Source organism: Siphonobacter sp. SORGH_AS_1065, from assembly GCF_030818595.1.
GTDB lineage: Bacteria > Bacteroidota > Bacteroidia > Cytophagales > Spirosomataceae > Siphonobacter.
This window is the reverse complement of sequence record NZ_JAUTAM010000008.1, coordinates 337,372-362,915: the sequence shown is the minus strand read 5'-3', so window position 1 is coordinate 362,915 and position 25,544 is coordinate 337,372. Positions and strand designations below refer to the sequence as shown.

Sequence of the window (25,544 nt, the reverse complement as noted above, 5' to 3'; positions counted from 1 at the left end):
TGCCCTTCTACCTTTGCCTCGATCTTTGGTTCTGCGTACACTTTAATAGGATAATCATCTTATAAACCTCAAAGACTGAGCAAATTCCGCCTGATACTTTGCTCATGCCTTGGAAAGTTTGTTGAAGTCTTAGATATATAGTCTATTTATTCTATATATCTACTAGTAATTAATATGTTATTGAAAACCATTTGAAGAGCAAGATTTTGATGAAACCTTACCTGTCTTCCGTACCCTTATCATGGAGGTTAACCCTTATTGCAGGAGGACTCAGCCTGAGTAGTGGGCTTGCGGCCCGACCTCCTGAAACCCATGCCTACGTATATTCCCAGCCCCGCATTCAGATTAACGGAAAAGTGCTCGATGAGAATGGCAGTGGTATCCCTGGAGTAAATATTCAGATCAAAGGCTCTTCGAAGGGAGTCACGACGAATGCCAATGGGGAATTTCAAATACCCAACACCGAAGTTTCTACGCGATTAATTATCTCATTCATCGGGTATAAAACCCAGGAAATTGTGGTTGGTAATCAGACGAATCTACGGATTCAGTTAGTGCCTGAGCAAAGTCAGTTGAGTGAGGTTATCGTCGTAGGGTACGGTACTCAGGAGCGTAAAAATCTGATTGGCTCAATTAGCAAGATTGATCCTTCAGAAACAAAAAATATACCGACGGGAAGTTTCGATGCCCAGCTACAGGGTAAAATTCCCGGCGTTCAGATTTCCAGTAATACGGGCGTTCCCGGCGAAACGGTAAATATTCGTGTTCGCGGAGCGACTTCAATTAATGCCGATAATGATCCTCTGTACGTCGTAGATGGCGTTTTTATCAACAATACCAGTTTGCAGTCCATCGGGACAGGTGGGAAAGCCACGTCTCCCATCGCCGACATCAATCCTAATGACATTGAAAGTATTGAGGTTCTGAAAGATGCCGAGGCAACGGCTCTGTATGGTTCTCGCGGGGCCAATGGGGTAATCCTGATTACCACCAAAAGAGGTAAGTTCGATCAGAAACCAAAGATTAGTTTCAACGCTTCGACGGGCTGGAATAAGGCCGCACGGCTTTGGGACTTGACCACTGGCCCCGAACACGCTCAATTAGTTAACGAATGGTGGATTAATACCGGAAAAGATACGCCCTCACTCAATCGTACCGAAGCAAATCGTCCCTTCCGGCCCGTCAGTGAAGGCGGTCGGGGCTTACCCGAAGAGCAAAAAACGTATGATCGATTAGGTGAACTTTTTCGAACGGCCCATCTGCAAAACTATGATCTCTCGCTGGCGGGAGGTACTAACGATACCCGCTATTACATTGGCGGAAGTTATACCCAGCAGGAAGCCATCATTAAGCCCATCAACTTCGAACGAGCCAGCTTTAAGATTAACCTCGATCAGAAGGTAAATGACAAAGTGCAGGTAGGGGTGAGTAACATTCTGAGTCGAACGTACCGCAATCAGGCCCGGGCCGGGGATGGCCCACAAGGTGGATTGCTGCAAGCGGCCTTACATACGCCTACGTATCTTTCTCCGTATGAAAATGGCGTACTGGTAGGCCGGGCAGGTTTTGATAACCTAACGCTACTGCTTGAGAATTATGACGTTCACTCCATCAGCCTGCGTTACATTGGTAACCTCTACGGCGAAGCTGAATTGTTACCCGGCTTAAAGTTCCGCACGAGTTTCGGGGTTGACTATAACGGTTACGACGAATCTGAATACTGGAACAACCTGCTCATTGCGGGAAGTCCTTCGGGTTTAGCGACTTCTTCACAGACGCAATTCTCCAGTCTGTTAAATGAACAAACGCTGGCTTATCGCAAAACAGTCGGTAAACACGGTTTTGGACTTTTAGTAGGGAATAGCTTGCAAAGCGATGTACTGAAACGTACTTACGCCGAAGGTCGTGGTTTTGCCAACAATGCCTTTACCCAGATTTCTTCGGCCTCTACCACGGCTGGTTCGCAGAGCTGGAGTAAGAACACCCTGGCTTCCTTCTTTGCCAAAGCCGATTATAATTACGCTGGAAAATACCTGGTCAATGCCAGCGTTCGGGCCGATGGTTCTTCGCGTTTCGGCAATGACCGGAAATGGGGCTACTTCCCATCCGTCGGAGCTGCGTGGCGAATCAGTCAGGAAGAGTTTTTGAAGAGCGTACCGGTGCTGAGTGATTTGAAATTACGGGCTAGTTACGGGATAACGGGTAACCAGAACGGTATTGGTAATTTCGCCGCACAGGGATTGTGGACCGGTGGAGCTTCGTATCAGGGAAATCCCGGGATCGCTCCCCAGCAGTTAGGCAACCCCGATTTGCAGTGGGAAAAAACCCGGCAATGGAACGTGGGTCTGGATGCGTCCTTGCTTGACGGACGGTTATCGGCTGAATTTAACGTGTATAATAAGTACACTACGAATGGACTATTACTGCTAACGCTTCCCAGTACTACTGGTTTTAGCACGTATTGGAGTAATGCCGCTGAAATCAGTAACAAAGGTTTTGAAGTAGCCTTGCAATCGGTGAATATTCGAACGCCGGAATTGAAATGGACCACGAGTCTGAATTTGGCTCGTAACGTCAATAACATCGAGAAACTCGAAACGCCTTTACGGTATGGCAGTCGTGATCTGATTCTTCAACAACAGGGTTCGCCGTTGTATTCCTTCTGGGTATACAAGCAGTTATACGTCGATCCGCAGACGGGTAATGTGGTGTATGAAGACGTAAACAAAGATGGAAAAATTACTACGGCTGACCGTCAGATTCTCGGTAGCATCTGGCCTAAGCTCTTCGGTGGATTGACCAATAACCTGACTTACAAAAATTTTGATGTGAATCTGTTCTTCTCGTTTTCGTACGGGAATAAAATCTACAATCATAACAAATTCTTTGGCGAGGGTGGGGGAGCCCGCGATGCCGCTCGCGTGATTTTCGCGAGTAACAATGCTCGCTGGCAGAAACCCGGCGATATTACTGACGTGCCTCGTCCTGATGGCGTAAATGTGAATAATTACCGGGACGGCGGAAGTCGTTGGCTGGAAGACGGCTCGTTCTTACGACTACGTTCGCTCACCGTGGGGTATACGTTCCCGAAAAACTGGTCGAAAAAAGCAGGTCTCGAAACCCTGAGACTCTACGCGGCGGGCAGTAATCTCTGGCTCTGGACAAAATACACGGGTCTCGACCCCGAATCAAGTGCCAGCAGTGATCAAAACCAGCAGGGGATTGATCTCGGTACGCCACCCCAGCCCGTGGGTTTGCAACTGGGTATTAACGTGACCTTATAAATGACATCCATGAAAGTACATACCTATCTTATTACGTTATTCAGTATCACGGCTTTAGCGTCTTGCCAGAAGTTTCTGGACGTGAAACCCAAGGAATCCATTTCGGATGCCGTGACCATTACCGATAAATCTTCTGCTGAAACCGCCGTTCGTGGCGTATACAGTGCTCTGGCTGGCAGTAATTACTATGGGACCAACTTTCAGGCCATCGGTTATTTGTCGGGTGATAATGTGCAGTGGACGGGCTCGCAGTCGATTGTGCAGGAATTTATTAACCACCGGGTAAACGCCGATAATGGCATGGTCAGCGGTGTCTGGACTGCTATTTATCAAACCATTAACCGGGCTAATAACGTTATTGTGAAGGTTAATGAAGTAACCGATCCTACGCTGACGGATGCCCTGAAAAAACAGTACATCGGCGAAGCTTACTTCATTCGGGCACTAGCTTATTTCGACCTAGCTCGTATCTGGGGTGGCGTTCCGCTCATTACGCAGCCTACGGTTCGTCCGACGGATAACCGGGGTATTGCCCGTAGCACCCAGGCTGAAACGTACGCTCAGGTCCTTAAAGATCTGGACGCTGCTGAGCCTTTGTTAACTAATACGGTGGATCGGTACCGGGCTACGCAGAAAACGGTTTGGGCCTTAAAAGCCCGGTATTATCTCTATCAGAAAGACTGGGCTCAGGCGGAAGCGTATGCCACCAAATTGATCGGTGAAACAACCACTTATAGTCTGATTAAACCTTACAGTGCCTTTTTTGCGAATAACGTTCGCGGTACCCAGGAATCCATTTTTGAGATTTTCTATAACGGAACTACCGAAATTAATGCTCACCGGGGGCAGTGGCAACCGCAAACGAATGGTGGCACCCGTCAGTGGGCACCGAGCGACGCTCTGGTAACCTTGCTCAATGATGCCTCTGTAGCAGGAAACCGTAACACCTTAATTGCGAAGGATAACCAGAATCGTTGGTACGGCAATCTGTATTACCGCAACCCCGGTTCAGATCCTTCGTACGTCTTACGCATTGCTGAACAGTACCTCATTCGGGCCGAGGCCCGGACGCAGCAGAATAAGCTAACCCAGGCGGCTAGTGATCTCAACGCGGTTCGGGATCGGGCGGGTTTAACCGCGACCACTGCCACTACTGCCGATGCTTTATTACTGGCTATCGAAAACGAACGCCGGCTGGAATTTGCCCTGGAACCGCATCGCTGGTTTGACCTTGTTCGCACGAACCGGGCGGGAGCCGTACTAGGCGTAACCGACCCTAACCGCTACGTTCTGCCCTTACCCATTGACCAGTTACTTGTAGACAAAGCACTTGTTCAAAACGAAGGTTATTAATCCCAATCGCTATGGCAGCTACGCTTGAAGTGTCATCGTCCCAATGGACTGAAGCAGAGAAAATTCTCTTCCGGTTTGTTTTTATTTATTTTTTCATTCAGGTTGTTCCGCTGGATTACAAGTATTACGCTCAGCTCTTGAGTTGGGATCGTTTAGGCTATCGGGAGATTTTTTACCTTTCGCGGTACAGTCCTAAATTCATTAGTGGAGCAGACAGTTTTCTCAATTGGGGTATCGTCGCTGGTATCGCGGTAGTTGGTTCAATCATCTGGACGGCCCTGGATAAAACTTCCAGAGAGTATAATCGACTCTATTACTGGCTTCGCGTGTTGGTGCGTTACCGCTTGGCCGTGGGTATTCTGGCGTATGGATTCCTTAAGTTTTTCCCGGAACAGTCGCCGTTGCCTTCGCTGAGTCACCTGAATACGAACTACGGCGATTTTTCGGCCTGGAAGCTGTTTTCCATCAGTCTGGGTGTTGTTCCTACCTATGAATCGTTCTTGGGTTTAGTGGAAATCGTGGGCGGTTTACTGCTGTTGCATCGTAAAACGGCAACCATTGCTACGCTCATCATTTTGCCTTTCACCGGAAACGTCTTTTTCTCTAATCTGGCTTACGAGGGGGGCGAATACGTGTATAGCCTTTATCTGATTAGTCTGGCTCTGTTCCTGTTTTCTTTCGATGCCATCCGTCTGTTCAATCTGTTATCTCTGGAAAGGGCAACCGTACCCAACCGTTTCCAACCCGTATTCTCGGAACACTGGCAACGGACGGGCCGACTCCTGGCTAAAGCTGGGTTTATCATCTTCTTCGTTTTTTTCTACGGTTACCAAACCTATGCGAGTCACCAAAAAGGCCCGTATCAGTATCCCCAACAACCGGGCTTAACTCAGGCAGCGGGCGTGTATAATGTGAGCAGTTTTAAAGTAAATGGGAATGAGTTACCCTATTCCAAAACCGATTCGCTCCGGTGGAAAGACGTGGTTTTTGAAAAATGGGCTACGCTGAGCGTTCGCTCCAACCGTCCGGTGTTGATTGATTCACTGAATACGGAAGAAATTTTCGCCGAGGATTCCCTTCGCAATTACGAGTCCACGGGCTCGATAGGGCGGCATTATTATTCCTATCAAATTGATACGGAACATCAGACGCTTCACCTGAACAACAAGAACAGCCATTATAAAACCGAAACACTGGTGTTGCATTACGAGCGTCCATCAGCTAATCAGATCATACTGTCGGGATTGAATGAAAATCGGGATTCGATCCGGGTCGTATTGGATCGGTTGGATAAGAAATACCTGATTCATGAAGCTAAAAAAGTCGGTCGTCGGAAAGGCCTTAAACTCTAAACGCCATGTCATCTTTCCCTCTGGAAACCCCCACGTCGCAGGTCAATTGGGTTGAACAGCCCGCTTCACCCAAGCCCTGGTCGAAGCTAACGAAATTCCTGTTCCGGGTTGCTTTCGTGTTTTTTGTGAGCATTTCACTGCCGAATGATCCGGGTTGGTACAAGGACCTGTTTACCTTCGACTGGACCAGCCTGCATTACCGGGATCTTTACGACATCGCCCGTTTCGGTTCAGGACTCAATATTTTTGGTAATAAAATCTTTGGCAGTACCCTAAACGGTTATGCTACCTGGGTGATTACTCTGATTTTTGCGGTAGTGGTTGGCGGTATTTGGACCGTCATTGCCGAACGTAAAAAGCCGCAACCCAAAGAATATAATCTGCTCTATTACTGGCTTCGTGTTGTGGTACGTTACCGGGCTGGCATTGGCATCATCGGTTTTGGGTATACTAAACTGTTCCCTACGCAACTGCCTTACCCTTCGCTGGGCGTGCTTAATACGGATTTTGGTGATCTAACGCTTCAGAAAATTTACTGGCTATCCATCGGTATTGTGCCCTGGTATGAGGTCTTCGCCGGAGTGGTGGAAGTGCTGGCTGGAGCCCTGTTGTTCTTCCGGGCTACTACCTTCTGGGGGGCTGTATTACTCTTTGGAGCCTTGGCCGACATCGTTTTTGTCAACTTTGAATACGACGGCGGCGTTCACGTGTACAGTTCTTACTTCGTGTTACTGTCGGCTTTTTTACTGATTTATGACATTCCAAAGGTTTATAACCTGCTGATTAAAGAGCGATTAACCATTCCCGTACATTATTACCCCACGTTCAATAAACCCTGGCAGCAATGGAGTCGAGTGCTTTTGAAAACGGGTGTAATCGGCGTGTTCATCGTTTGGTTCTTCTATTTACAAGGCGTAAACTTCCTCTACGATCCTTATAAACAACCCGCTTTAAAAGGCATTTCGGAGTTACGGGGTAATTACAACGTAACCGAATTCAAGGTTAACAATCAGGTTATTCCTTATTCTCCTCTAGACAGCGTTCGATGGCAACAGGTTACGTTCGAGAAATGGACCTCTCTGACCTTTAAAGTCAACCGTCCGGTTGATCTGGATTTATCCAATGGCGGCGGCTCGCCCATGCGGGACATTAACCGAACCTTTGAGTTAACGGGCGTAGCGGGAGGGCAACGCGTCTTTTATTACGAAGCCGATACCGTGAATAAAGTGCTGTATTTACAGGATAAAAACCGGGGACGACAAAACCGCGAAACCCGTGAGATTGAAGGAAAAGCGGCTCGTTCGGATCGGAAGGAAAAACCCGCAGAAGATCCCTGGATTTCGGCGGAGACTCGTAAAATCATTGGTTCGGAAGACGAAAAAATACATCCGTTGGCCCGTTCAACCCGCCGGACTCGCGGCATGGTTACCGAGGCCGAGGAACCCGGAAAGGAAAGCACCAAATTCGTGGGCTGGGATCAGAGTAACAACGGCACCGTGAAAGCTCAGGCTCCCCTTCGTAAACGCATGATTTTACATTACTCAGCCATTAACGGTGGGAACCGGGTGATTTTAAAGGGCATTGACGAAAACAAAGATTCCATTCAGGTGGTGTTAGATCGGGTGAATCGCAAGTATGCTCTCTCGGAAAGTACTTTAAAAGCGGGTAAGTACGATTAATGTATGAACGCAGTTTTCAAAATTACCTTGTCGATACTGATCCTTGGATGGGCGAGTGGCTTTGGATCTTTTTCAAAGCCATCGTCTGGGGGAGTGTTCACATCAGATACTATTTTCAATTTCGGTCGCCTGGCCACTCCGGCGGATATTCAACGCTGGGACATCGACATAAGACCCGATGGCAAGGGTTTACCTAAAGGTTCGGGGACGGCTCAAAAGGGAAAATCCATTTTTGCTCAGAAATGTGCGGCCTGTCATGGTGTGACGGGCGTGGAAGGGCCGAATGACCGATTAGTTTCGACCGATTCATCTCAAGGAAAAGCCATTGGGAATTACTGGCCTTACGCCACGACGGTGTTCGATTACATTCGCCGGGCCATGCCTTTTAATCAGCCCGGAACGCTGACGGACGAGGAAGTATACAGTTTAACTGCCTTCCTGCTCGAAGCCAATCGGGTAATCAAACCCGGAACCGAACTGAACGCTCAAACGCTTCCGGCAGTTCAGATGCCCGCCCTGAAAAGGTACATCCTCGATGATCGTAGGGGTGGGCCTATTATTCGCTAGTACGTCATGAAAGTAATACCCGGAGAAAAACCTACGCTGCTGCAAACCAAGGTTAGCCGACGGAAATTGCTCGGTGGAGCTGCCGCTGCCGCCGTAGTTTTAGCCGAAGCTCCCTTTGCCAGTGCCGTTCAGGCTGCTGTTACACAAGCGGAGTTAACAGACCCTACTAAAATACCGGGTGTTCCGCCGGGGCAGGTCGGTACTCGTTCGGCATTCGAGAAACTTGTTAAAAAACCTTCGGATATCTCGTCAAGAACGCCTTTACAGGATTTGTTCGGCACCATCACTCCCTCAGATTTACACTTTGAGCGAAACCACAACGGCGTTCCAGCCATTGATCCGGCCAAACATGAGTTAGTGATTCACGGGATGGTAGAAAAACCCCTCGTGCTCACCTTGGCAGATTTAAAACGTTTTCCTTCGGTTTCCCGCATCTGTTTTCTGGAATGTTCGGGCAACTTCCGTTCGGGCAGCGAAAAACTAAGCCCCCAGGATATTTGTGGCCTAACCAGCCAGAGCGAATGGACGGGCGTCATGCTTTCCACGATTTTCCGACAGGTAGGCGTGAACCCGAAAGCAACCTGGTTTTTAGCCGAAGGTTCGGATGCGGCAGTGATGACCCGTAGTATTCCCGTACAGAAAGGGTGGGACGATGCCATGATTGTTTACGCTCAGAATGGCGAAGCGATTCGTCCCGAGCAGGGCTATCCTTTCCGATTATTCCTACCCGGCTACGAAGGAAACATGAGTATCAAATGGTTACGGAGAATTGAGCTTTCGGATGCTCCGTACATGACTCGTGAGGAAACCTCTAAGTATACCGAACCCGTAAAAGATGGGAAAATCCGCTACTTTAGTTTTGACATCGACGCCCGTTCCATCATTACTTTTCCAGCCTATCCGGCTCAGGTGCAAAAAGGCTGGATCGAAATTCGGGGCATAGCCTGGAGCGGAAGGGGAAAAGTGCAGCAAGTGGAAATCAGTACCGATGCCGGGAAAAGCTGGAATCCGGCTCAACTCAGCGGTACTGTGCTGGACAAAGCTCATACGGGCTTTCGTTACCTTTGGCAATGGGATGGTCGCGAAACGGAAATTCAAAGCCGGGTAACGGATGAAACGGGTTACCAGCAACCGACCTACAAAGCATTAGCCGCTGCCCGGGGAAGTAAGGGGGGCTATCATTTTAATCCCATTACGGGCTGGGTTTTAAAGCCCGATGGCCGGGTTCTTTTGAGTAATGGGTAAGGAAAATTAAGACATGACAAAAAGAGATTTCGATGCGGTAGTGGTGGGTTCAGGGCCGAATGGACTGGCGGCAGCGATTACCTTGCAGGAAGCGGGACTTTCGGTTCTGGTGGTGGAAGGAAAATCGACGATTGGGGGCGGGCTTCGCACGCAGGAGTTAACCCTGCCCGGTTTTAAACATGACATTTGCTCGGCCATTCATCCCCTGGCGGCAGGCTCGCCGTTCTTCAATACCTTACCGCTCGAAAAATTCGGTCTGGAATACGTGTATCCTGAAGTGGCGGCGGCTCATCCTTTTGATCAGGGTAACCCCGCAGTTCTCTATCATTCCATTGAAAAAACGGCTGAGACGTTAGCAGAAGATCAGGAGCGTTATGAAACCATGGCCCGTTTTCTTACAAAAGTATGGCCAAAAATTGCCGTCGATACCCTCGGTCCTTTAGGTTTCCCTTCGCATCCCTTTGATTTTGCCCGTTTCGGTTTACACGCTTTACCTCCGGCCACCTGGTTTAGCAGACTCTTTAAAAGTCAGCAGGGGAGGGGGTTACTGGCCGGAATGGCCGCTCATGCTATTCAACCCTTGAGTAACTGGACGACGTCGGCGATTGGTCTGGTATTGTTGACGGCGGGACATTTACGCGGCTGGCCCATTCCCAAAGGAGGCTCAGCATCCATTGCCAAGGCATTGGGAGCTTACTTTGAATCGATTGGCGGAAAGATCAAAACCAATTTCTATGTTACTTCTCTGAAGCAGCTTCCTTCGAGTCATGCCGTTTTATTCGATATTACACCAAAGCAGCTTTTGAAAATTGCGGGACACGAATTTTCGTCTTTGTATCGAAATCAGTTGAGTCGGTATCGTTACGGCATGGGTGTATTTAAAGTAGACTGGGCATTGGATGAACCGATTCCTTTTAAAAATGCCGAATGCCGAAAAGCCGGAACGCTTCATCTAGGTAATACACTTGAAGAAATTACGCATACGGAAAAACTAAGTTCCGAAGGCAAACACCCCGATAACCCTTTTGTGCTACTGGCTCAGCAAAGTCAATATGACGCTTCGCGGGCACCCGAAGGAAAACACACGGCTTGGGGCTATTGCCACGTTCCGCACGGTTCTACGCTGGATCGTACGGCAGTAATCGAAAATCAGATCGAACGCTTTGCTCCGGGTTTCAAAGACCGGATTCTGGCCCGCCATACGTTTAATACCGCCGAAATGGAAGCGTATAATCCTAACTACATCGGTGGTGATATTAATGGCGGAATTCTGGACATTGGTCAGTTATTTACCCGTCCGGCCCTGCGACTGTCGCCCTACCGTACTTCCAGAAAAGGGTTATACATCTGCTCTTCTTCCACGCCACCGGGCGGGGGCGTGCATGGCATGTGCGGGTATCACGCCGCCAAGCGGGCCTTAGCAGATGTGTTTAAGATTAAGGAAAACCGAAAGTTGGTTCCGTGAGTAAGAATCTAGCTTTGTCTTTAAAACATTTATTGTCCCCCGCAGTCGTTCGGCTCTAACAACTGGCTATAGACTTCTGGCCGGTATGGTGCGACGATCAGCGGGCCACAGAACTATCTTTCCCAAACAAAAACAAGCTTGCAGCCATCGGCCAGAGGCCTACCAGACTACATCGTCACTCGGCTAGAGCCGAGCGACTGCGGGGGCAAATACCGTATCACTCCACAAAACGTCTCTTGCTACCTTCGAGAACTTGTTTCCTGAAAGTATACTTTTTTTCGCTAATAGTGAACATTAACTCAATGTAAAGAGATAGTTGAGATTTGCTAAGTTAACTATCTCTTTAGTTAATATAATATGTGTAATTATTATCTTATTTCGTAATGCGGCCTTAACACCTAGGTCATATTGCTGTAGTCTCTTTGCGGGAAATTTCTTTCAAATTCCCGCTATATGAAAAACAGTTTATTTGCTGTCCTATTACTCGTGTGGGGCTCGTGCTGGTTTTGCCAGCCTCTGCTTGCCCAAACTACTCAGGCCTCGATCTCCGGGGTTATCTCAGAAAAAGAAAATATGCCTCTACCCGGGGCAACAGTAACGATCAAAAACCTCTCTACGGGTTTTACGACCGGAACGGTTACGAATGCGAAAGGGGAATATTCCTTCAAAGAACTACCCCTGGGTGGTCCTTACGACGTGAGTGCAACCTTCGTAGGATATGGCGAGCAAAAACGCTCGGGATACATGCTAAACCAGGGCGACGCTGTGCGTGTAAACCTGACCGTTCAGGAGAAAGAGCAAAGCCTGGAAGTAGTTCAGGTGGTGGCTTCTGGTCTGAAAAATAAAATTGAAGACATTGGTACGGCAACGGCTGTTTCTGCCAAAGCCATGCTAGCGTTACCCGTCAATGGCCGAAATTTTACTTCATTAACGGATTTGTCTCCCCTGAGCCGGGGAAGTAACCTGTCGGGTCAGTTAGGCTCTTCCACGAACTATACGATTGACGGGATGACCGCAAAGAACCCGACTTCTGCGGGTGCTACCACTAGCCGAAGCGGTGCTCCTTATTCGATCTCGATTGAAGCCGTTCGGGAATTTAAAGTAGTGACTAACCAGTACGACGTAACTTTCGGCCGGGCCGGGGGTGGTACCGTCAGTGCGGTAACCAAATCGGGTACAAACAAATTTACGGGAAGTATCTTTAATTATACCCGGGCCAACTGGCTGTCGAGCCCGTATGACATTCGTGGTAACCGTCGGAATGTTCCTTTCTCGACGAATCAGTATGGTTTTTCATTAGGCGGTCCGATCATTAAAGATAAATTACACTTCTTCCTCGTTTGGGATCACCAACAAGACTCACGTCCGCTGGTAATTGCCGACATTCAGTCTCCCGCGGATGAAAACCGTTTCAACGTAACAACGGCTACACTGGATCAATACATTGCCATTGCCCAGAATAAATACGGCATGTCCAGAACGGGTCGTCAATACGGTACGTTCGATAAAAAACGTGGTTCAGACGCTGCTTTTGCCCGCATTGACTGGCAAATCAATAACAAGCACCTCTTGACGGTTCGTAATAACTTTACTTACGATCTGAACAAACTGGGATTGGCTGATAATACGGCCATCAACCTGTATGAGTCCTACGGGAATGACCTGAACTGGGATAACAGTTTTCTGGCGACGCTGCGTAGTTCGCTGAATCCTAAAATTACGAATGAATTAAAAGTACAGCATTTATATACCTATCAGAAAAGTAGCCCTGGCGATCAGTTACCGGCGGCTAACATTCCTCGGGCCATTGTTGAAAACGTTCCATCCAAGTTAAGCGACGGAAGAACTGTAACGACGGCCATTCAGATGGGCGGGCACCGGTTTGCTCAGGAATCTTTCAAGAACAACGTTATTCAACTGGTTGATAACCTTTACTATAACACGGATAAGGTTCAATACACCTTCGGACTGGACCTGATGTATACGAACGCCTATTCGGTGTATGGTAGTGAAGTCAATGGACGCTTCCATTATAACGTGGATACCCAGGCAGGGACAACGGCTTTACAGAATTTTAACGATCTCAAGCCCTACCGCTATTACCGGGAAGTACCTTTGATGAGTGATTGGGGCGTAACCGGGAATACCTTAAACGCTGGTATTTATGGACAGATGGAGACGAAGTTAGCTCGGGGGCTAAACATGACGGCTGGTTTGCGTTTGGATTATACCTATTACCCTTCATCACCTTTCAACCAGACTGTGTTTGACGAGCTGGGCATCCGTACGGATCATAAACTGAAGGCTTTCGTGGTGCAGCCCCGGGCTCAGTTTACCTGGGATGTCAATGAAAATCATAAAGACTTCGTCCGTTTTGGAGCCGGTATTTTCGCCTCTGACATCAATAACTACATGGTGATTAATAACCTGACGTTTGATGGAAAACACCTGGCGACGGTGGATGTACGTTCTCCGAATATCCCAACACCAGACTTTAACGCCTACCGTAACAACTTCTCAAGCATTCCAAGTCTGGCTCAGTTCCAGTTACCGACCATTAACACGAATGCTCCAGACGCTCGTATTCCGGTATTGTACAAAGCAAACATTTCCTATAGCCACTTCATTACGGACAAGTTTCGCGTAGGAATCGCTGGATATATGTCATTGGGACGTAACAACTACATGTACGTTGATCGTAACATGGTGGCTGATCCTCTCTTCCGTTTAGCGAATGAAGATAACCGGGGCGTGTACGTACCTTTGAGCACCATGCCTGAGTCTGGAGTACCCGACTGGTTAGAAGGACGGATCAGCAAGAAATTGGGTCGCGTGCTGGAATTAAACAGTCAGGGAAAAGTAAATCAGTTTGCTTTTGTTGCCGACGCAACGTATCAATACTTCAAAGACGGAGAAATTACGCTGAGCTACACCTGGAATGATGCTCGTGATAATACTTCCTACAATGGTAACGTAGCCAACACGGCAACGCTTTCATTACCTGTGAAAGATGATCCACGGGATTTGAGTCGAATGACTTATTCAGATAACCATTTCCGTAGCAAAGTAGTATTAGCGGCGACTTCTCCTTCGTTCCTGGGCATTACGATTGGTGTTCGTTACTCAGGTATTGGGGGTACGCGTTACTCCATGCTTTCGGGTGCCAATAATAACGGCGACTTCGTAGGTACCAACGATCTGGCATTTATCTTCAACCGTTCCAATGGAGAAGTTCCCCAGAACGTGCGTGCGGGTCTTCAGTCCATTTTGGATAACCCAGACGCAAGTCAAAGCATCAAGGATTATATTCTCAAATACGAAGGTAAAATTGCCGAGCGTAACGGGGGCATCAATGGTTTCTTTGGTACGTTTGATGTACGGGCCAACAAGAAATTCAAGCTCTACAAAAACCACGCTCTGGAAATCTCTGCCGACGTATTTAACTTCGCTAACCTACTGAATAAGAATTGGGGAGTTACGAAGACGTTTGGAAATCAGACCTTATACGGTTTAGGCGTACCCGCGGCCAATGGAAATGCTGCCATTCCTGGCTTCGACCGGACCGCTCAACGATTTAACTACCGGGTAAATACGGCGGGTGTGGTCAATCCCTCCGGTAATCCTTACCAGATTCAGTTGGGAGCCCGTTACAGTTTCTAGGCATTTTTACTTTCGATAGAAAAAACCCGGTAACCTCAACGTTACCGGGTTTTGCTGTTCAGTATCTACGCTTTGGGTAACTTTACGAAAAACTGGGTGCCCTGATTCTCAATACTGTTAAACCAGATTTGTCCTCCGTGAGCCATTACTATTTGTCGGCAAATGGCGAGGCCTAAGCCAAAAGGCTGCTCCCCTGAGGTGCCCGCTCGTTTGGCGGTAGTGAAGAACTCGAAAATATGCTTCTGTAAAGATTCAGGAATGCCAATGCCCCGATCCTGCACGGAAATGATAACATCATGCGGGAGTTCCTCAACCGTTATGTGAATGGTTTCACCCACGTCACTAAACTTAATGGCATTTCCCAGCAAGTTCCCAATCACCCGAAACACTTTTTCCCGGTCAGCCCGAATGGTTACCTCCGGTGTGTTCAGGGAAATGATCTGCTGTTTATCGTCTGCTTTATGACGCAGCATATTAACGCTGGAACTTAATAGCTCACGAAGCTGAACTTCTTCTTTCTGAATATCCTGATTCGCGTTCATGTTCACCTGTAACAATTGGCTAATCAGGCTGGTGGCATTCATGGAGGCGGTCTGAATCAGGTTGAGTAATTCAAGTTGCTCTTCGGTGTAATGTCCGTCATACAACAAGAGCTGAGTGGCGGAATGTACGGCTCCAATAGGGTTTCGGAGGTCGTGTGCCACAATTTTCATCATCTGCTGGTTCTGCTGCTGACTTTCTTCCAGGGCCTTCACAGTATCTATCATTACTGTATTTTGCCGGGCAATTTCTTCATTAAGTAAGGTTAGCTCAGCAACGTTACGCTGGGCATTTTTCCAGTTTCGGTAGACCAGAAAAGCAATACTCAGAATTGTTAGGGTAACCAGAAGGATGATGGCGAGCGATAATTCCTGCAACCGAGCCCGTTGTTTGTTCAGAGCAATCTCATAGTCCCGCTCGGTCTGGGCCATGCTTCGGCTGATGTCTAGTCTTAATCCTTTGCGTTCCTCCCGCTCATTTTCATCCCTGTAACCGATATAAGTCATCAGATGGTGAGCGGCGGTCTCGTAATTTTTCTGTTCATACTGATACTGACCGCTCATTTTCTGATATTCAAAACTGACCTCACGGCTGGGGTAACGTAACAGTGACTCCGCTAGTCTTTGAAGTTCCTTATGAACCTTGGGGTAGGCTTTGTTTTTAAGGTACAGTTTAATTAAACTAAGTTGTGACAATTGAGCGTTCTCAATGTCTGAATCTAGCCTGTAATTAGTATCAATGCAGGCTATAAGCATTGTTTCGGCTCGGCTGTAATCTTTTTTAGCCATATAGGCATCCGCCTGATTACTCATCACCACTACCTTGGCCAGCGACATGAACTGCTGCTGGTTGGGGTAATTTTTTTCCTCCTGCCGGATATACGCCAACGCCCGGTCATAGTAATAGAGGGCACTGTCCAGATCACCCAACTGGCGATAACTCAAACCGATATTATCCAGACTGCCCTGTTTCTCTACAAAGGTTAATTCAAAACCTGCATCCGGCTGGCAATTCTGTAATTCCTCGAATTCCTTTTTGTAGTACTCAATCGCCTGATGGTACTTTTTGTCCCCATAGGAAACCATAGCGATACGCCTGGAATATTTACTCAACTCACAGGTTTCACCCGCTTCAATCAATACCAGTTTTCCCTCAAAATAGTAGGGATAAACTTCCGAATACCGTCGTTGCTGAAGTAAGTCATCACCTTTAAAAAGTAAAGCGTCGGCATAGTCTCTGGGGTATTTTTTCTGAACGTCAGGTGATTTAAATAAAGAAAGCAGCTCATCCGTAGCTTTTCTAGCCTGTTTGGAATAGTTAGAATCTTTCTGATACAGTTGACGTAAAATTTTCAGATGTTTGATTCGATCTCCTGCACCTGGCTGGGGTAGCGTTTGCATTAATGAATCAAGCAAATGAATGGAATAGAGCACGCCTTTTTGACGGGCCAGACTATCTACCTGATCAAACCAGGCCTGCCACTGTTTCGGGTGATCCACCCGATCCGTAGAGGTCCATTGGCAACTGAAAAAGATAAGTGCAGGCAAACAAATCAGGCAAATACTAAGATAATGTCGCAAGGCAGAAAGGGCATACCACCTTTGATTATCAATGTTCATTAGATATTTTCACGTAAGTACCGAGTTTATAAAGGAGAGCTATTCAACACGAGTATGGGAAATCTTTCACTGTTTTTTACCTAAAATAAGCGTTAAACAACGCGGTTTGTCAAATGATAGCCTATATAAATAAATATTTAAACTTATTATAAGTACAAACTATGTAAACCTCATTCTGTTTTTAGAGTACTATCAACATTAATCAAATAAAAACCCCCATGAAGAACGTAGATCTTCATGGGGGTTTTTAGTAGTATAATTTATAGAGATTACTTCAGGTGAGCACGCAGCATCCAGGCGATTTTTTCGTGGGTTTCCATCACGCCCGTTACCCAGTCGGAGGTACCTGCGTCTTTATGAGCTTCATCGAATTCCTTGATGTTACCCCGGATGAATTCGATAATGCTTTCATGATCCGCCAGCAATTTCGCGATCAGGCTACGACTATCGTTACCGCCTCCATCTTTTTCGGTGAGGTGGGTAAGGTCGAGGAAGTTTTTCAGCGTACCGGGAGCATAATGTCCTAATTGACGAATACGCTCAGCTACCTCATCTACGATTTCGGCAGACTGTTTATATAATTCTTCGAAATATAAATGCACAGAATGGAAGTCTATGCCTTCCAGATTCCAGTGAGCATTCAGGGTTTTAGTATAAAGGACAAATTCGTCAGCTAATAATTTGTCAAGCTGATGGGCAACGACAGCACGATTTTCAGCAGAAATACCAAGGATGTTTTCCATAACTATTATGAGTAATTGAAGATTTGATAAGAACCAGTGTTAGGTTACATCATTAATCACAAAATAACCATGCTAGAACCTACTAGGTAATGTCATTTTTTATAATTCGTACTAAGATTTAATCTGCATTAATTTAAACAAGTCGAGTAGTTAAAAACAACATTCGAACCGCAAATCAGGAGAGATGAGGTTTCTTACTTGACTCTGGAGGACAGGCTTGAAGGTGTAAAGGCAGGTTCTCACCTGCCTTATCGTAGCAACGAGATAGAAACTCTCACTATTGTTTCAGTAGTTATGGGCTACTTAGTAGGGTGGGGGGCGATGAGTTGAATCTGTACATAGCCGCCACCATCTAAGCTTATGCCTTTCTTGAATCCATTGGCATCTCCCGCCGGATCGAACTCATAGATGAACGCTTCGGCGTTAATCGGAGCGATAGAGGTATAATATTTGCCGTTATAAACCAGCGGCGACCGCACCATACCTACCGGACTCAGGGGGGAGTTCATAAGCGTAACTTTCTGATTTTTTAAATCAAGCTTCACCACCTGAGCAATGTTTTTGTATCGATCACGAATGGAAGTCATCATTTCCTCAAATTGCACGGTTCCGAAAGCGATGCCATTGCTCACGTAATTAAGTCCCATCAGACAGGCTTGCTTGCCCAGCGGAGTTGTTACATCGAAAAAGTAATCCTTATCAAAATCAGATTCCCCTTTTTTAATACGAACGATTCCTGATTTTCCACCCAAACCCGTCCAGAATTTCCCTGCACTCACCACAAAATAATGGTTGCCGTCTTCGTCTTTATCCAACGTGGAGAGGTAATCATACCCAATTCCACCAGCAGTAGCTTTGGTTTGAATAACCTTCATGTTGTTCATGGAAGGATAGTCATAAACCAGTGCCCGAACGCCATCCACGACGAAAGATTTGCCCGCGTTATCGTAGAAGTAACCACCGAGAATAAACTTACCATTGTCAACGTAACCTTTACCGGGGAAAAACTCTACTCCTGGTTTACTAGCATCGAAAGGGACCTGAAGGGTGCCCTTGCTGGTTACTCTGAAGTCGGCGATATTGATCAGTGCCCAGCCGATTTTTCCGTTGTTTCCCGAGTCCATGGCACCCAGTACCAGCAAGGTGTTATCGTCTACAATGTTGAGCGACTGGAAGTAGTTGGGGACAATACCATCAGTTAACAGATAGGCTTTTTGCTGAATGCTGCCATCTTTACCCATTTCGTACTGAATGAATTTCTTTTCGGGAAGATTCATCAGATACACATATTGCTTATGCCAGAGATAGCGGGAACCATTGGCTTCCAGGCCTTTGCCTTTAAAGGACAGCGACCCTTCCATCAGCGAAGGCGTGGCGGCTACGTATTGCAAATCCTGAGTCCAGCTAGCAATGGTAAAATGCTGAGGGCCATCGGGGGTAACGTTTTCTTCTTTTTTACAGGAAAAGAGATAAACGGCCAGGCCTACCGAAAGCAGTAAGACGGATAGAAACGAGGTTTTTCGAAAACGGGTGATCATGGATTTTTGAATTATTGAAACTTACTTACTGATGAAATATCTGATTTTGAGGCTAATAAACCGGCCCGGCTTTTGGAGCAGATAATTGTCGTATACCTGTCGATCACCCAGATTCCGGCAATCAAGACCCAGCGTATACCGTCGGCTGGGCGTGGTATAATTCACTCCGGCATCCTGAACAAATTGCGTGGGAATTACCTTTTTGGTAGCCCTGGCACCCAGACTGGGCCACCCTAAAAAGTATTGAGGTACGTAATGGGTACTCACGTAAACCGATAGCGAAGAGCCTTTCTGGAGAAAATCCCGTTTGGTAACCTCCGCTTCGGCATTGGCCAGCAGATAAGGGGTGTTTCGAAGCCGATCATTATAGACGATGTTGCGGGCTCCGGTAGAGGTGTGTTTCAGTTTGTTCCGAAGATCCTGATACGTGACGTTAGCCGTTAATGATAGCCATTGGTTGTATCTATATCGAGCTTCTGTTTCAATCCCCGCACTCTGAATGCGATTGAGGTTTTCGTAACGAGCGGTGCCAAAAAGATCAGCTTCCCCCAGCCAGATTAAATCGCGGGTAAATCGGTAAAACAAGCCTGTGGACCAGTCTAGCTGGTGTAACTTCCATCGATACTGTTTCTGTAAAGAAGTGTTGACATTGAAACTGCGTTCAGGCTTGAGGTTAACGGCATTCAAAATGGTGTTACCGTCTCCTAGTAATTCTGCGGCTTCGGGTAGGCGAGTGGCATTTTCAGTGGAAGCCTTTAGTAAGGTGGTAGGGGTAAGAAAAGTGCGGGCGGCCAGGCCAAAACCCCAGGTCTGGTTATGCTGGTAATTAGCGATGAGTTGTTTCTGGCTGGAACCCTGGTAATCATAAAGATTTGTACGGGCAGAATAGTGATAATGCTTCGCAAAAAGGGTCAGACTTTTGTCGGCTTTCGTTGAAGTAAGCTCATACGACAAAGCGGAGATTTGCTTGTTCAAATGCTGAGGCTCGCGAAAAGGAATAGTCCATTCTGCCGTAGCCAGAGCATCCATACCAGTGCGTCGAGTAGATTGTCCGGTATAATTGAAACGAAGTGTATGATGGGCTGCCAGTGAATAAGTAGCATTCAGGGTAACCAGAGCCGTGCGATCATTGAAGGTATATCGGGACTTTTGTGAACGAATGCCTCCGAGTTCTCCATTTACATTCGAAGCAATTACCTTTCCCAGCCAGTTATACTTCTGGGAACTGGTATCAATGGTCATGCCGGTAAGCCGATTAAAAAGGGCGGAAGCTTTAACGGAAAGACCCTGGGTTAGAAAATTTTTCTTGGCGAAAGTCAACCCAGGCATCAGGAAAGATTCTTTATACCGAACCTTACCGTAGACAAATGCCATCGTACGACCCGTCTGAATGCCTTTTTCCAGATTGGAACCCGTAAGGCTTAACAGAAGCTGATCGGCCCATTTAACCTGAGTAAACCCTACTTCGAACCGAGCGTTGATGGATTGAAAATCGTCATTGAATCGCCTTAATTTCCCAACATTGGGTAAGGGCCGACCGTCATCGCCTGCGATTTCGATGGTCGGTCCCCAGACTTTGTAGGTATTGGCTGAAGACGAGTACGAAGCCTGACCGACCCAGGTAAAACCACTTGAAGGATGACGATAACGGCCATTTAGGGCAGCCTGATGGGTGCGAAAGGAACCTATACTATACGAGGCATCCAGGTATTGATTGACATCCTGCCGACGGATGATATTCACTGCCCCACCTAAAGCATCACTCCCCAATTCGATAGGGGTAACGCCTTTGTAGACTTCGATCCGATCAACTAGGTTAATGGGAAGGTTATTAATCCGGTAAGAAGATCCGAAGCTTTCCATGGGTATCCCATCCAGGAAAAACTTAACCGCCTTACCCGAAAGTCCATGAATGGAATAGGTAAAGTCCGAACCCGTGCCGCCCGTTTCCCGAACCTGAAGCCCCATGGTTTGATCCAACAGGCGATTCATCGCAATGGTGCGGTTTTGAACACGAACGGCATCGATGGCCTCCACCGAAAAGCCTTGCTGCACCACGCGTTTCATTTCTGACTTACCACTAACGGTTACGTTCTTTAAGTCCTGAGCCTGCTCGCTGAGTATAAGTTGAAGCGTATCCGTTCTTGGAAATTTGAGCACCTGCTGATAAGCTCGATACCCCACACCAGAAGCGTGAAGGGTGTACGTTCCTGATGGAATAGAAGGGAAAGAAAACAAACCCTGATCATCCGTTCGGGTACTTCGCTGAAGTTCCTGAAGACGAATATGAAGACCAGATAAGGGCTGTCCCGATACCGATTGAACCCGCCCCCAAATCATTCGGGGCTGGCTGGATTGCGTCCATCCCAAAGAAGATAAGGACAAAAGAATCCCAATCAGCAAGAATTTTTTAACTTGCATTGCTTTACTAGTTGCCAAACGGTAAAAGCTAACCCTGTTTTACGGGGTTACCCGGTCGTGTAGCTCGAACTACACGACCTTTTTTATAAATGAAAACGGTCAATCAGTCGTAAACTAAACGGACGGGGAATTTCATCATTGAGTTCGTCCGTCGTGGCCGTAATCAGGTTAAATACATTGTCTGTCATGGCGAGGAAAGTCTGTCCTTTTCTCAGATAAAATTCCTGCCGATGGGTACTGGCTTCCTGTTCCAGCCAGAAGTGACGAGCCTTGCTCACCTCGGATTCCGCAGTGATGGAAACGGCTCCGCTAAATTCAATCAGAGGAGAGTCCTGAAAAATACTTTCCCGGATTTCACAGCGACTGCCGGGTTCTACGACAACCTTCAATCCTTCCAGTTGGATCGTCTGAGCGGTCAACTGCTGATTGTGAATGCTGATCGCATTACTTTCAATAAAACCTACATATCCCATCAGAATCAGGATACTCGCCGCGATTACTGCTTTTGTAAAGGCACCTAACGATTGATAAGCAGGGGTAAATAGCGTCAGACGAGGGGGATTATCGAAGATTTTTTGCCAAAGTCGTTTCCGAATTTCGGTTTCTTCTGTAGCAGAACGAATGTATGATTCCGGTACATCGACAAAGGCATGTTCTTCCCGAAGCCAGTCTTCAACGGCCTGCTGTTCAGCAAAGGTTGCCAACCCTTGATAGTATCTTTTCAGCAAATCGGGAGTTACGTGCATACGTGCCTTTTTTGAATAGTTGCACGAGACGAAGATTCCCCCCTATGGAAAAGAAAATATTTTTTAATTATCAGCATGCTTACTTGTGGAGGTAATCGGCGAGCTGCTTGCGAAGAAAGTGTAACGCTCGGGTCAGGTAATTTTCAATTGTTTTTTCAGAAAGAGAAAGCTCTGCTGCAATCTGGCGATTACTAAGGCCCTGGTTCCGGCTTAACTCAAAAACCCGACGCGACTGGTGGGGCAACTGAACGGTCAATTCCTCGAGTCGGCGACTAAGTTCATTAGATAATACCTGATTTTCGGTGGTCAGGTCTTCTGCGGGTAACGTCTGGAGGAGCTGGTTTTGGTGTTTTTGGCGAAGGGCTTCCTGGCGGTAATGCTCCGCAATTTTCAGTTTTACGCACCGGAAAAGGTAATGTTCCAGAGGACCATTAATGATTAAGGTATCCTTTCGTTCCCAAAGAGATTTAAAAATATCCTGAACAATCTCCTCTGCCTGATCTGAATTCTGAGTGTAGTAACGGGCCAGATCGTACATCTTTTTCCAATAGCGATTATAAATCTGCTCAAACTGGCAGATGTCGCTAAAGCATACGGATGGATGGATGGAGTTCGCCAAGAGGAATGAATTTTCGTCAAAGCTAGATACTATTTAGAAAGATTACAAATAGTGAGATTATTATTATAGAATCGACGGAAAGCAGGCATGGGAATGAATGGCTTACTGGGGCCATTTAGCAGGTGTTCGCGTTAGGAAACCTACACAGCTCATCCATCCGCAACATAATTGCATACGACAGTAATAGTGATTACTATGCCGCTCTGTCATCCAGAGCGAAGCGAAGGACCTTATTCCCTTGCGACCTTACTTTGGTTTTAGGGCGGTACCTCTGGAGCGAGATGGAATCTCGTTCCTACAACAACGGCAGGTTCTAGCTCTCGTTGTCATCTTAGGCTTATTACTTGGCTTTGGGAAAAATTACTAGTCCTATTACTAACTCATTGGACAGCAGGTCTCTTACTTCAGTCGAGAGGCCAGAAGGAAAAGGTTCGTTTAAAACCCAAACCTATCATTCAAAGTGAAACCTAGAGACTTAAGGGTCTTCCCGTTCTCAATCGGTGATTGTTTTAAATAAAATGAGGGAAGGGCCAACCCTGTAACAGGATCAGCCCTTCCCTTATGACTCGATACGGAGGTTAAACCTCATTCGAAAGACCTTATTAACGGCCTTTACTGCTTACGTTCAACTCCCATTGATCGGCCCATCGGATGACAGGCCGATCGTTTTCAAAGGATATGGGTAACCATAGGTATCGACTGTCTTTTAAATCCTGTGGATTCCATCGGTCAGCCATGAATAGGAAAGCGTCGGGTTTGCCATGAATCGGTTGTACATACGTAGACTGCCCACCGAACGTCGTCTTTGCGGCAGGTCCCTGCATCGGATCGCCCACTAGTTTCCAGGGACCATAGATGGAAGAGGCTTCGTGGACGCTAGCTGCATTCGGTGCCCATCCGGTGCATCCGCTGGTGATGAGGTAATACCGATTATTTCGCTTGAAAATAGCCGGAGCTTCCCGGTGTGCACTGAACAACAGAGAATCCTGCGTAGTGGCACCCAGATAGTCGTCGGTTAGTTTTACCACTCGCAAATCATAGTTATCCTGCGAAGAATACATATGGTAAGCCGAACCATCCTCATCCACGAACAGCGTCATATCCCTCGACATGTTTCCATTGGGACGAAAACTGGATAGGAATCGGTACGGCCCCGTAGGTTTTTCACTAACGGCAACACCGGCCCGGGCGGCATCGTATCCCTTTCCAGCCAGTTCCAGGTGAAACCACATGACGTACTGCTTCGTTTTAGGGTTATAGATGACCTTGGGTCTTTCCATGAGGCAACCCACGGTAATATCACTCGAAGGATCGGTAGACTGACTCAAAGCTAATCCTTCGTTTTTCCAGTGGGAAAGGTCTTTCGATGAATAGACATTTACCCCTTCTGATGCCGTTTTCCCGCGTTTTTCACCAAACCAGTAATAGGTGCCCTTGGAAAACAGCAGTCCACCACCATGAGCGTTGATGACTTCTCCATGATTGTCAAGCCAACGCTCGCCTGGTTTGATTACCAACTGCTTGGTTTGGGCCTGAGCCCTTCCCAGGAGGGTAAGTCCAAGCATCATCGTTAGTGCGAGTAATCTGTTGTGTACCATAGAAATTACAAGTGTTTAGGATACGAGTAAAGGTGCACGGCTTTCGTTTTGAATCCCTGCTGATCCTGTACATAGTTAACTACTACGCCAACCGTTACTTTAGTGGTGGCGTTTAGTTTGAACGTAACCCTCGGTTTATCGAATGTAGCAGATAAGACGGATGTACTGGTTGCGATGTCGGCATAGTCAGGCAAAGTGCTGGCATTAGGAGCTACGACTACGTACGATACATCTTTCGTTCCCTGCCAAACCCAGGGGGAGGGGTCAAAAGCATAGGTCCCGGCGGGTAATGTGATGGTCTGGTAAAGTTTTCCATTTTTGATAAGCGGAGAACCCCAACCTGATTCCATATCCATAGTTGGTCCATCCCCATCCTTAGAAAAGCCACCTACGCCGTTATGGCTCAGGGCTCCGCTGCTGGCTACCCAATCGGCCAGCGTACCCCAACGTCCTCCCGGATCCATGGCTGAGGTAACAAACGGATTACCTGGGTTTTTGATGTACTTGCTGGTAACTTCCACTGCTGGTCCAATTACCAGAGCATCTACATCCACAAGCACAATGGTTTTACTGGCAGTTGCACTCAGTCCGAACGGTGTAGGATTCGCCAGACCAACAGCCAGAGCTAGCTTTTTACCCGAATAATCTGCCTTTTTCAACTCATTGATGTTTAGCGTCAGGTAAAAAGTCTTGGAAATACTGTCCCCAGCGACCCGAATACTCTTCGGTAACGTGTACATGGAGGCAGGCATGAGAATCGTATTGGCATCCAGCGTTTTGTTGGTAATGAGTTGCTGGATGGTATCCGTGTCTACCTTCAAGTCAACCGAGTAGCTGGTACGGTTGATTCCCGAAAGACTGACACCGAGAATAACATTGAGTTTCTGCTGCTCCGCATTCAGGGTATAATTGAAGGTAGATGAATCCGTTCCAACCGGAACTACATAATTGATGTTGACTCCGCCGGATTGATTTACTGCCTGAGGCATGTAAATTTTTGAAATCCCATAGTCATAGAGGTTCTCTTTTTCACAGGAGCTGATCATGCCCACCAGAAATAAAAGTACCCCGAGGCGAATGAAGGATAGTAGTTTCATACGTTATTCGATGAATGG

Annotated in this window: 16 protein-coding genes; 8 read left to right on the top strand and 8 right to left on the bottom strand. The window is 47.1% G+C overall.

Annotated elements, in window-relative coordinates:
* The first annotated feature begins 209 nt into the window (after positions 1-209).
* The 8 genes from QE390_RS23890 (at position 210) to QE390_RS23855 (ending at position 14,605) form a co-directional block, all read left to right on the top strand.
* Entirely contained in the window at positions 210-3,284 is a 3,075-nt protein-coding gene (locus QE390_RS23890; RefSeq protein ID WP_373424575.1) for a SusC/RagA family TonB-linked outer membrane protein, read from the top strand.
* Positions 3,285-3,293: 9 nt separating this feature from the next.
* Positions 3,294-4,637 carry a RagB/SusD family nutrient uptake outer membrane protein gene (locus tag QE390_RS23885; protein WP_307144221.1) on the top strand — a complete coding sequence of 448 codons (1,344 nt, stop codon included), beginning with the start codon at positions 3,294-3,296 and terminating at the stop codon, positions 4,635-4,637.
* A gap of 11 nt (positions 4,638-4,648) precedes the next feature.
* Positions 4,649-5,989: a DoxX family protein gene (locus QE390_RS23880; RefSeq protein ID WP_307144220.1), complete on the top strand. Its 1,341-nt coding sequence runs from the start codon at positions 4,649-4,651 to the stop codon at positions 5,987-5,989.
* Between the two features lie 5 nt (positions 5,990-5,994).
* Positions 5,995-7,668, top strand: coding sequence for a hypothetical protein (locus QE390_RS23875; RefSeq protein WP_307144219.1), 1,674 nt, complete (start codon positions 5,995-5,997; stop codon positions 7,666-7,668).
* A 93-nt stretch (positions 7,669-7,761) separates the two neighbouring features.
* Positions 7,762-8,235, top strand: coding sequence for a c-type cytochrome (locus QE390_RS23870; protein ID WP_232793630.1), 474 nt, complete (start codon positions 7,762-7,764; stop codon positions 8,233-8,235).
* A gap of 6 nt (positions 8,236-8,241) precedes the next feature.
* A complete protein-coding gene (soxC, locus tag QE390_RS23865; protein WP_307144218.1) occupies positions 8,242-9,480 on the top strand; it encodes a sulfite dehydrogenase in 1,239 nt (412 codons plus the stop codon).
* Between the two features lie 13 nt (positions 9,481-9,493).
* Positions 9,494-10,945: an NAD(P)/FAD-dependent oxidoreductase gene (locus tag QE390_RS23860; protein WP_307144217.1), complete on the top strand. Its 1,452-nt coding sequence runs from the start codon at positions 9,494-9,496 to the stop codon at positions 10,943-10,945.
* Positions 10,946-11,398: 453 nt separating this feature from the next.
* On the top strand, positions 11,399-14,605 hold the full coding sequence (locus QE390_RS23855; RefSeq protein WP_307144216.1) for a TonB-dependent receptor: 3,207 nt from the start codon (positions 11,399-11,401) through the stop codon (positions 14,603-14,605).
* Positions 14,606-14,670: 65 nt separating this feature from the next.
* Here QE390_RS23855 and QE390_RS23850 read toward each other — a convergent pair whose 3' ends face one another.
* The 8 genes from QE390_RS23850 to QE390_RS23815 form a co-directional block, all read right to left on the bottom strand.
* Positions 14,671-16,692 carry an ATP-binding protein gene (locus QE390_RS23850; protein ID WP_307144215.1) on the bottom strand — a complete coding sequence of 674 codons (2,022 nt, stop codon included), beginning with the start codon at positions 16,690-16,692 and terminating at the stop codon, positions 14,671-14,673.
* Positions 16,693-17,033: 341 nt separating this feature from the next.
* Positions 17,034-17,507, bottom strand: coding sequence for a Dps family protein (locus QE390_RS23845; RefSeq protein WP_106636053.1), 474 nt, complete (start codon positions 17,505-17,507; stop codon positions 17,034-17,036).
* Positions 17,508-17,806: 299 nt separating this feature from the next.
* Positions 17,807-19,045, bottom strand: a complete 1,239-nt coding sequence (locus QE390_RS23840) for a DUF4374 domain-containing protein (RefSeq protein WP_307144214.1) — start codon at positions 19,043-19,045, stop codon at positions 17,807-17,809.
* A gap of 21 nt (positions 19,046-19,066) precedes the next feature.
* Positions 19,067-21,466 carry a TonB-dependent receptor plug domain-containing protein gene (locus tag QE390_RS23835; protein WP_307144213.1) on the bottom strand — a complete coding sequence of 800 codons (2,400 nt, stop codon included), beginning with the start codon at positions 21,464-21,466 and terminating at the stop codon, positions 19,067-19,069.
* 83 nt (positions 21,467-21,549) lie between these two features.
* Positions 21,550-22,212 carry a hypothetical protein gene (locus QE390_RS23830; protein ID WP_307144212.1) on the bottom strand — a complete coding sequence of 221 codons (663 nt, stop codon included), beginning with the start codon at positions 22,210-22,212 and terminating at the stop codon, positions 21,550-21,552.
* 79 nt (positions 22,213-22,291) lie between these two features.
* A complete protein-coding gene (locus QE390_RS23825; RefSeq protein WP_307144211.1) occupies positions 22,292-22,831 on the bottom strand; it encodes an RNA polymerase sigma-70 factor in 540 nt (179 codons plus the stop codon).
* Between the two features lie 602 nt (positions 22,832-23,433).
* Positions 23,434-24,429, bottom strand: coding sequence for a glycoside hydrolase family 43 protein (locus tag QE390_RS23820; protein WP_307144210.1), 996 nt, complete (start codon positions 24,427-24,429; stop codon positions 23,434-23,436).
* 5 nt (positions 24,430-24,434) lie between these two features.
* Complete coding sequence (locus QE390_RS23815) at positions 24,435-25,526, bottom strand: DUF5013 domain-containing protein (RefSeq protein WP_307144209.1); 1,092 nt, start codon at positions 25,524-25,526, stop codon at positions 24,435-24,437.
* Positions 25,527-25,544 lie beyond the last annotated feature (18 nt).

Bases quoted from the DNA above. Each gene is read 5' to 3' on its own strand.
- QE390_RS23890 (WP_373424575.1), top strand. From the start codon at position 210: ATGAAACCTTACCTGTCTTCCGTACCCTTATCATGGAGGTTAACCCTT.
- QE390_RS23885 (WP_307144221.1), top strand. From the start codon at position 3,294: ATGAAAGTACATACCTATCTTATTACGTTATTCAGTATCACGGCTTTA.
- QE390_RS23880 (WP_307144220.1), top strand. From the start codon at position 4,649: ATGGCAGCTACGCTTGAAGTGTCATCGTCCCAATGGACTGAAGCAGAG.
- QE390_RS23875 (WP_307144219.1), top strand. From the start codon at position 5,995: ATGTCATCTTTCCCTCTGGAAACCCCCACGTCGCAGGTCAATTGGGTT.
- soxC (WP_307144218.1), top strand. From the start codon at position 8,242: ATGAAAGTAATACCCGGAGAAAAACCTACGCTGCTGCAAACCAAGGTT.
- QE390_RS23860 (WP_307144217.1), top strand. From the start codon at position 9,494: ATGACAAAAAGAGATTTCGATGCGGTAGTGGTGGGTTCAGGGCCGAAT.
- QE390_RS23855 (WP_307144216.1), top strand. From the start codon at position 11,399: ATGAAAAACAGTTTATTTGCTGTCCTATTACTCGTGTGGGGCTCGTGC.
- QE390_RS23845 (WP_106636053.1), bottom strand. From the start codon at position 17,507: ATGGAAAACATCCTTGGTATTTCTGCTGAAAATCGTGCTGTCGTTGCC.
- QE390_RS23840 (WP_307144214.1), bottom strand. From the start codon at position 19,045: ATGATCACCCGTTTTCGAAAAACCTCGTTTCTATCCGTCTTACTGCTT.
- QE390_RS23835 (WP_307144213.1), bottom strand. From the start codon at position 21,466: ATGCAAGTTAAAAAATTCTTGCTGATTGGGATTCTTTTGTCCTTATCT.
- QE390_RS23830 (WP_307144212.1), bottom strand. From the start codon at position 22,212: ATGCACGTAACTCCCGATTTGCTGAAAAGATACTATCAAGGGTTGGCA.
- QE390_RS23820 (WP_307144210.1), bottom strand. From the start codon at position 24,429: ATGGTACACAACAGATTACTCGCACTAACGATGATGCTTGGACTTACC.
- QE390_RS23815 (WP_307144209.1), bottom strand. From the start codon at position 25,526: ATGAAACTACTATCCTTCATTCGCCTCGGGGTACTTTTATTTCTGGTG.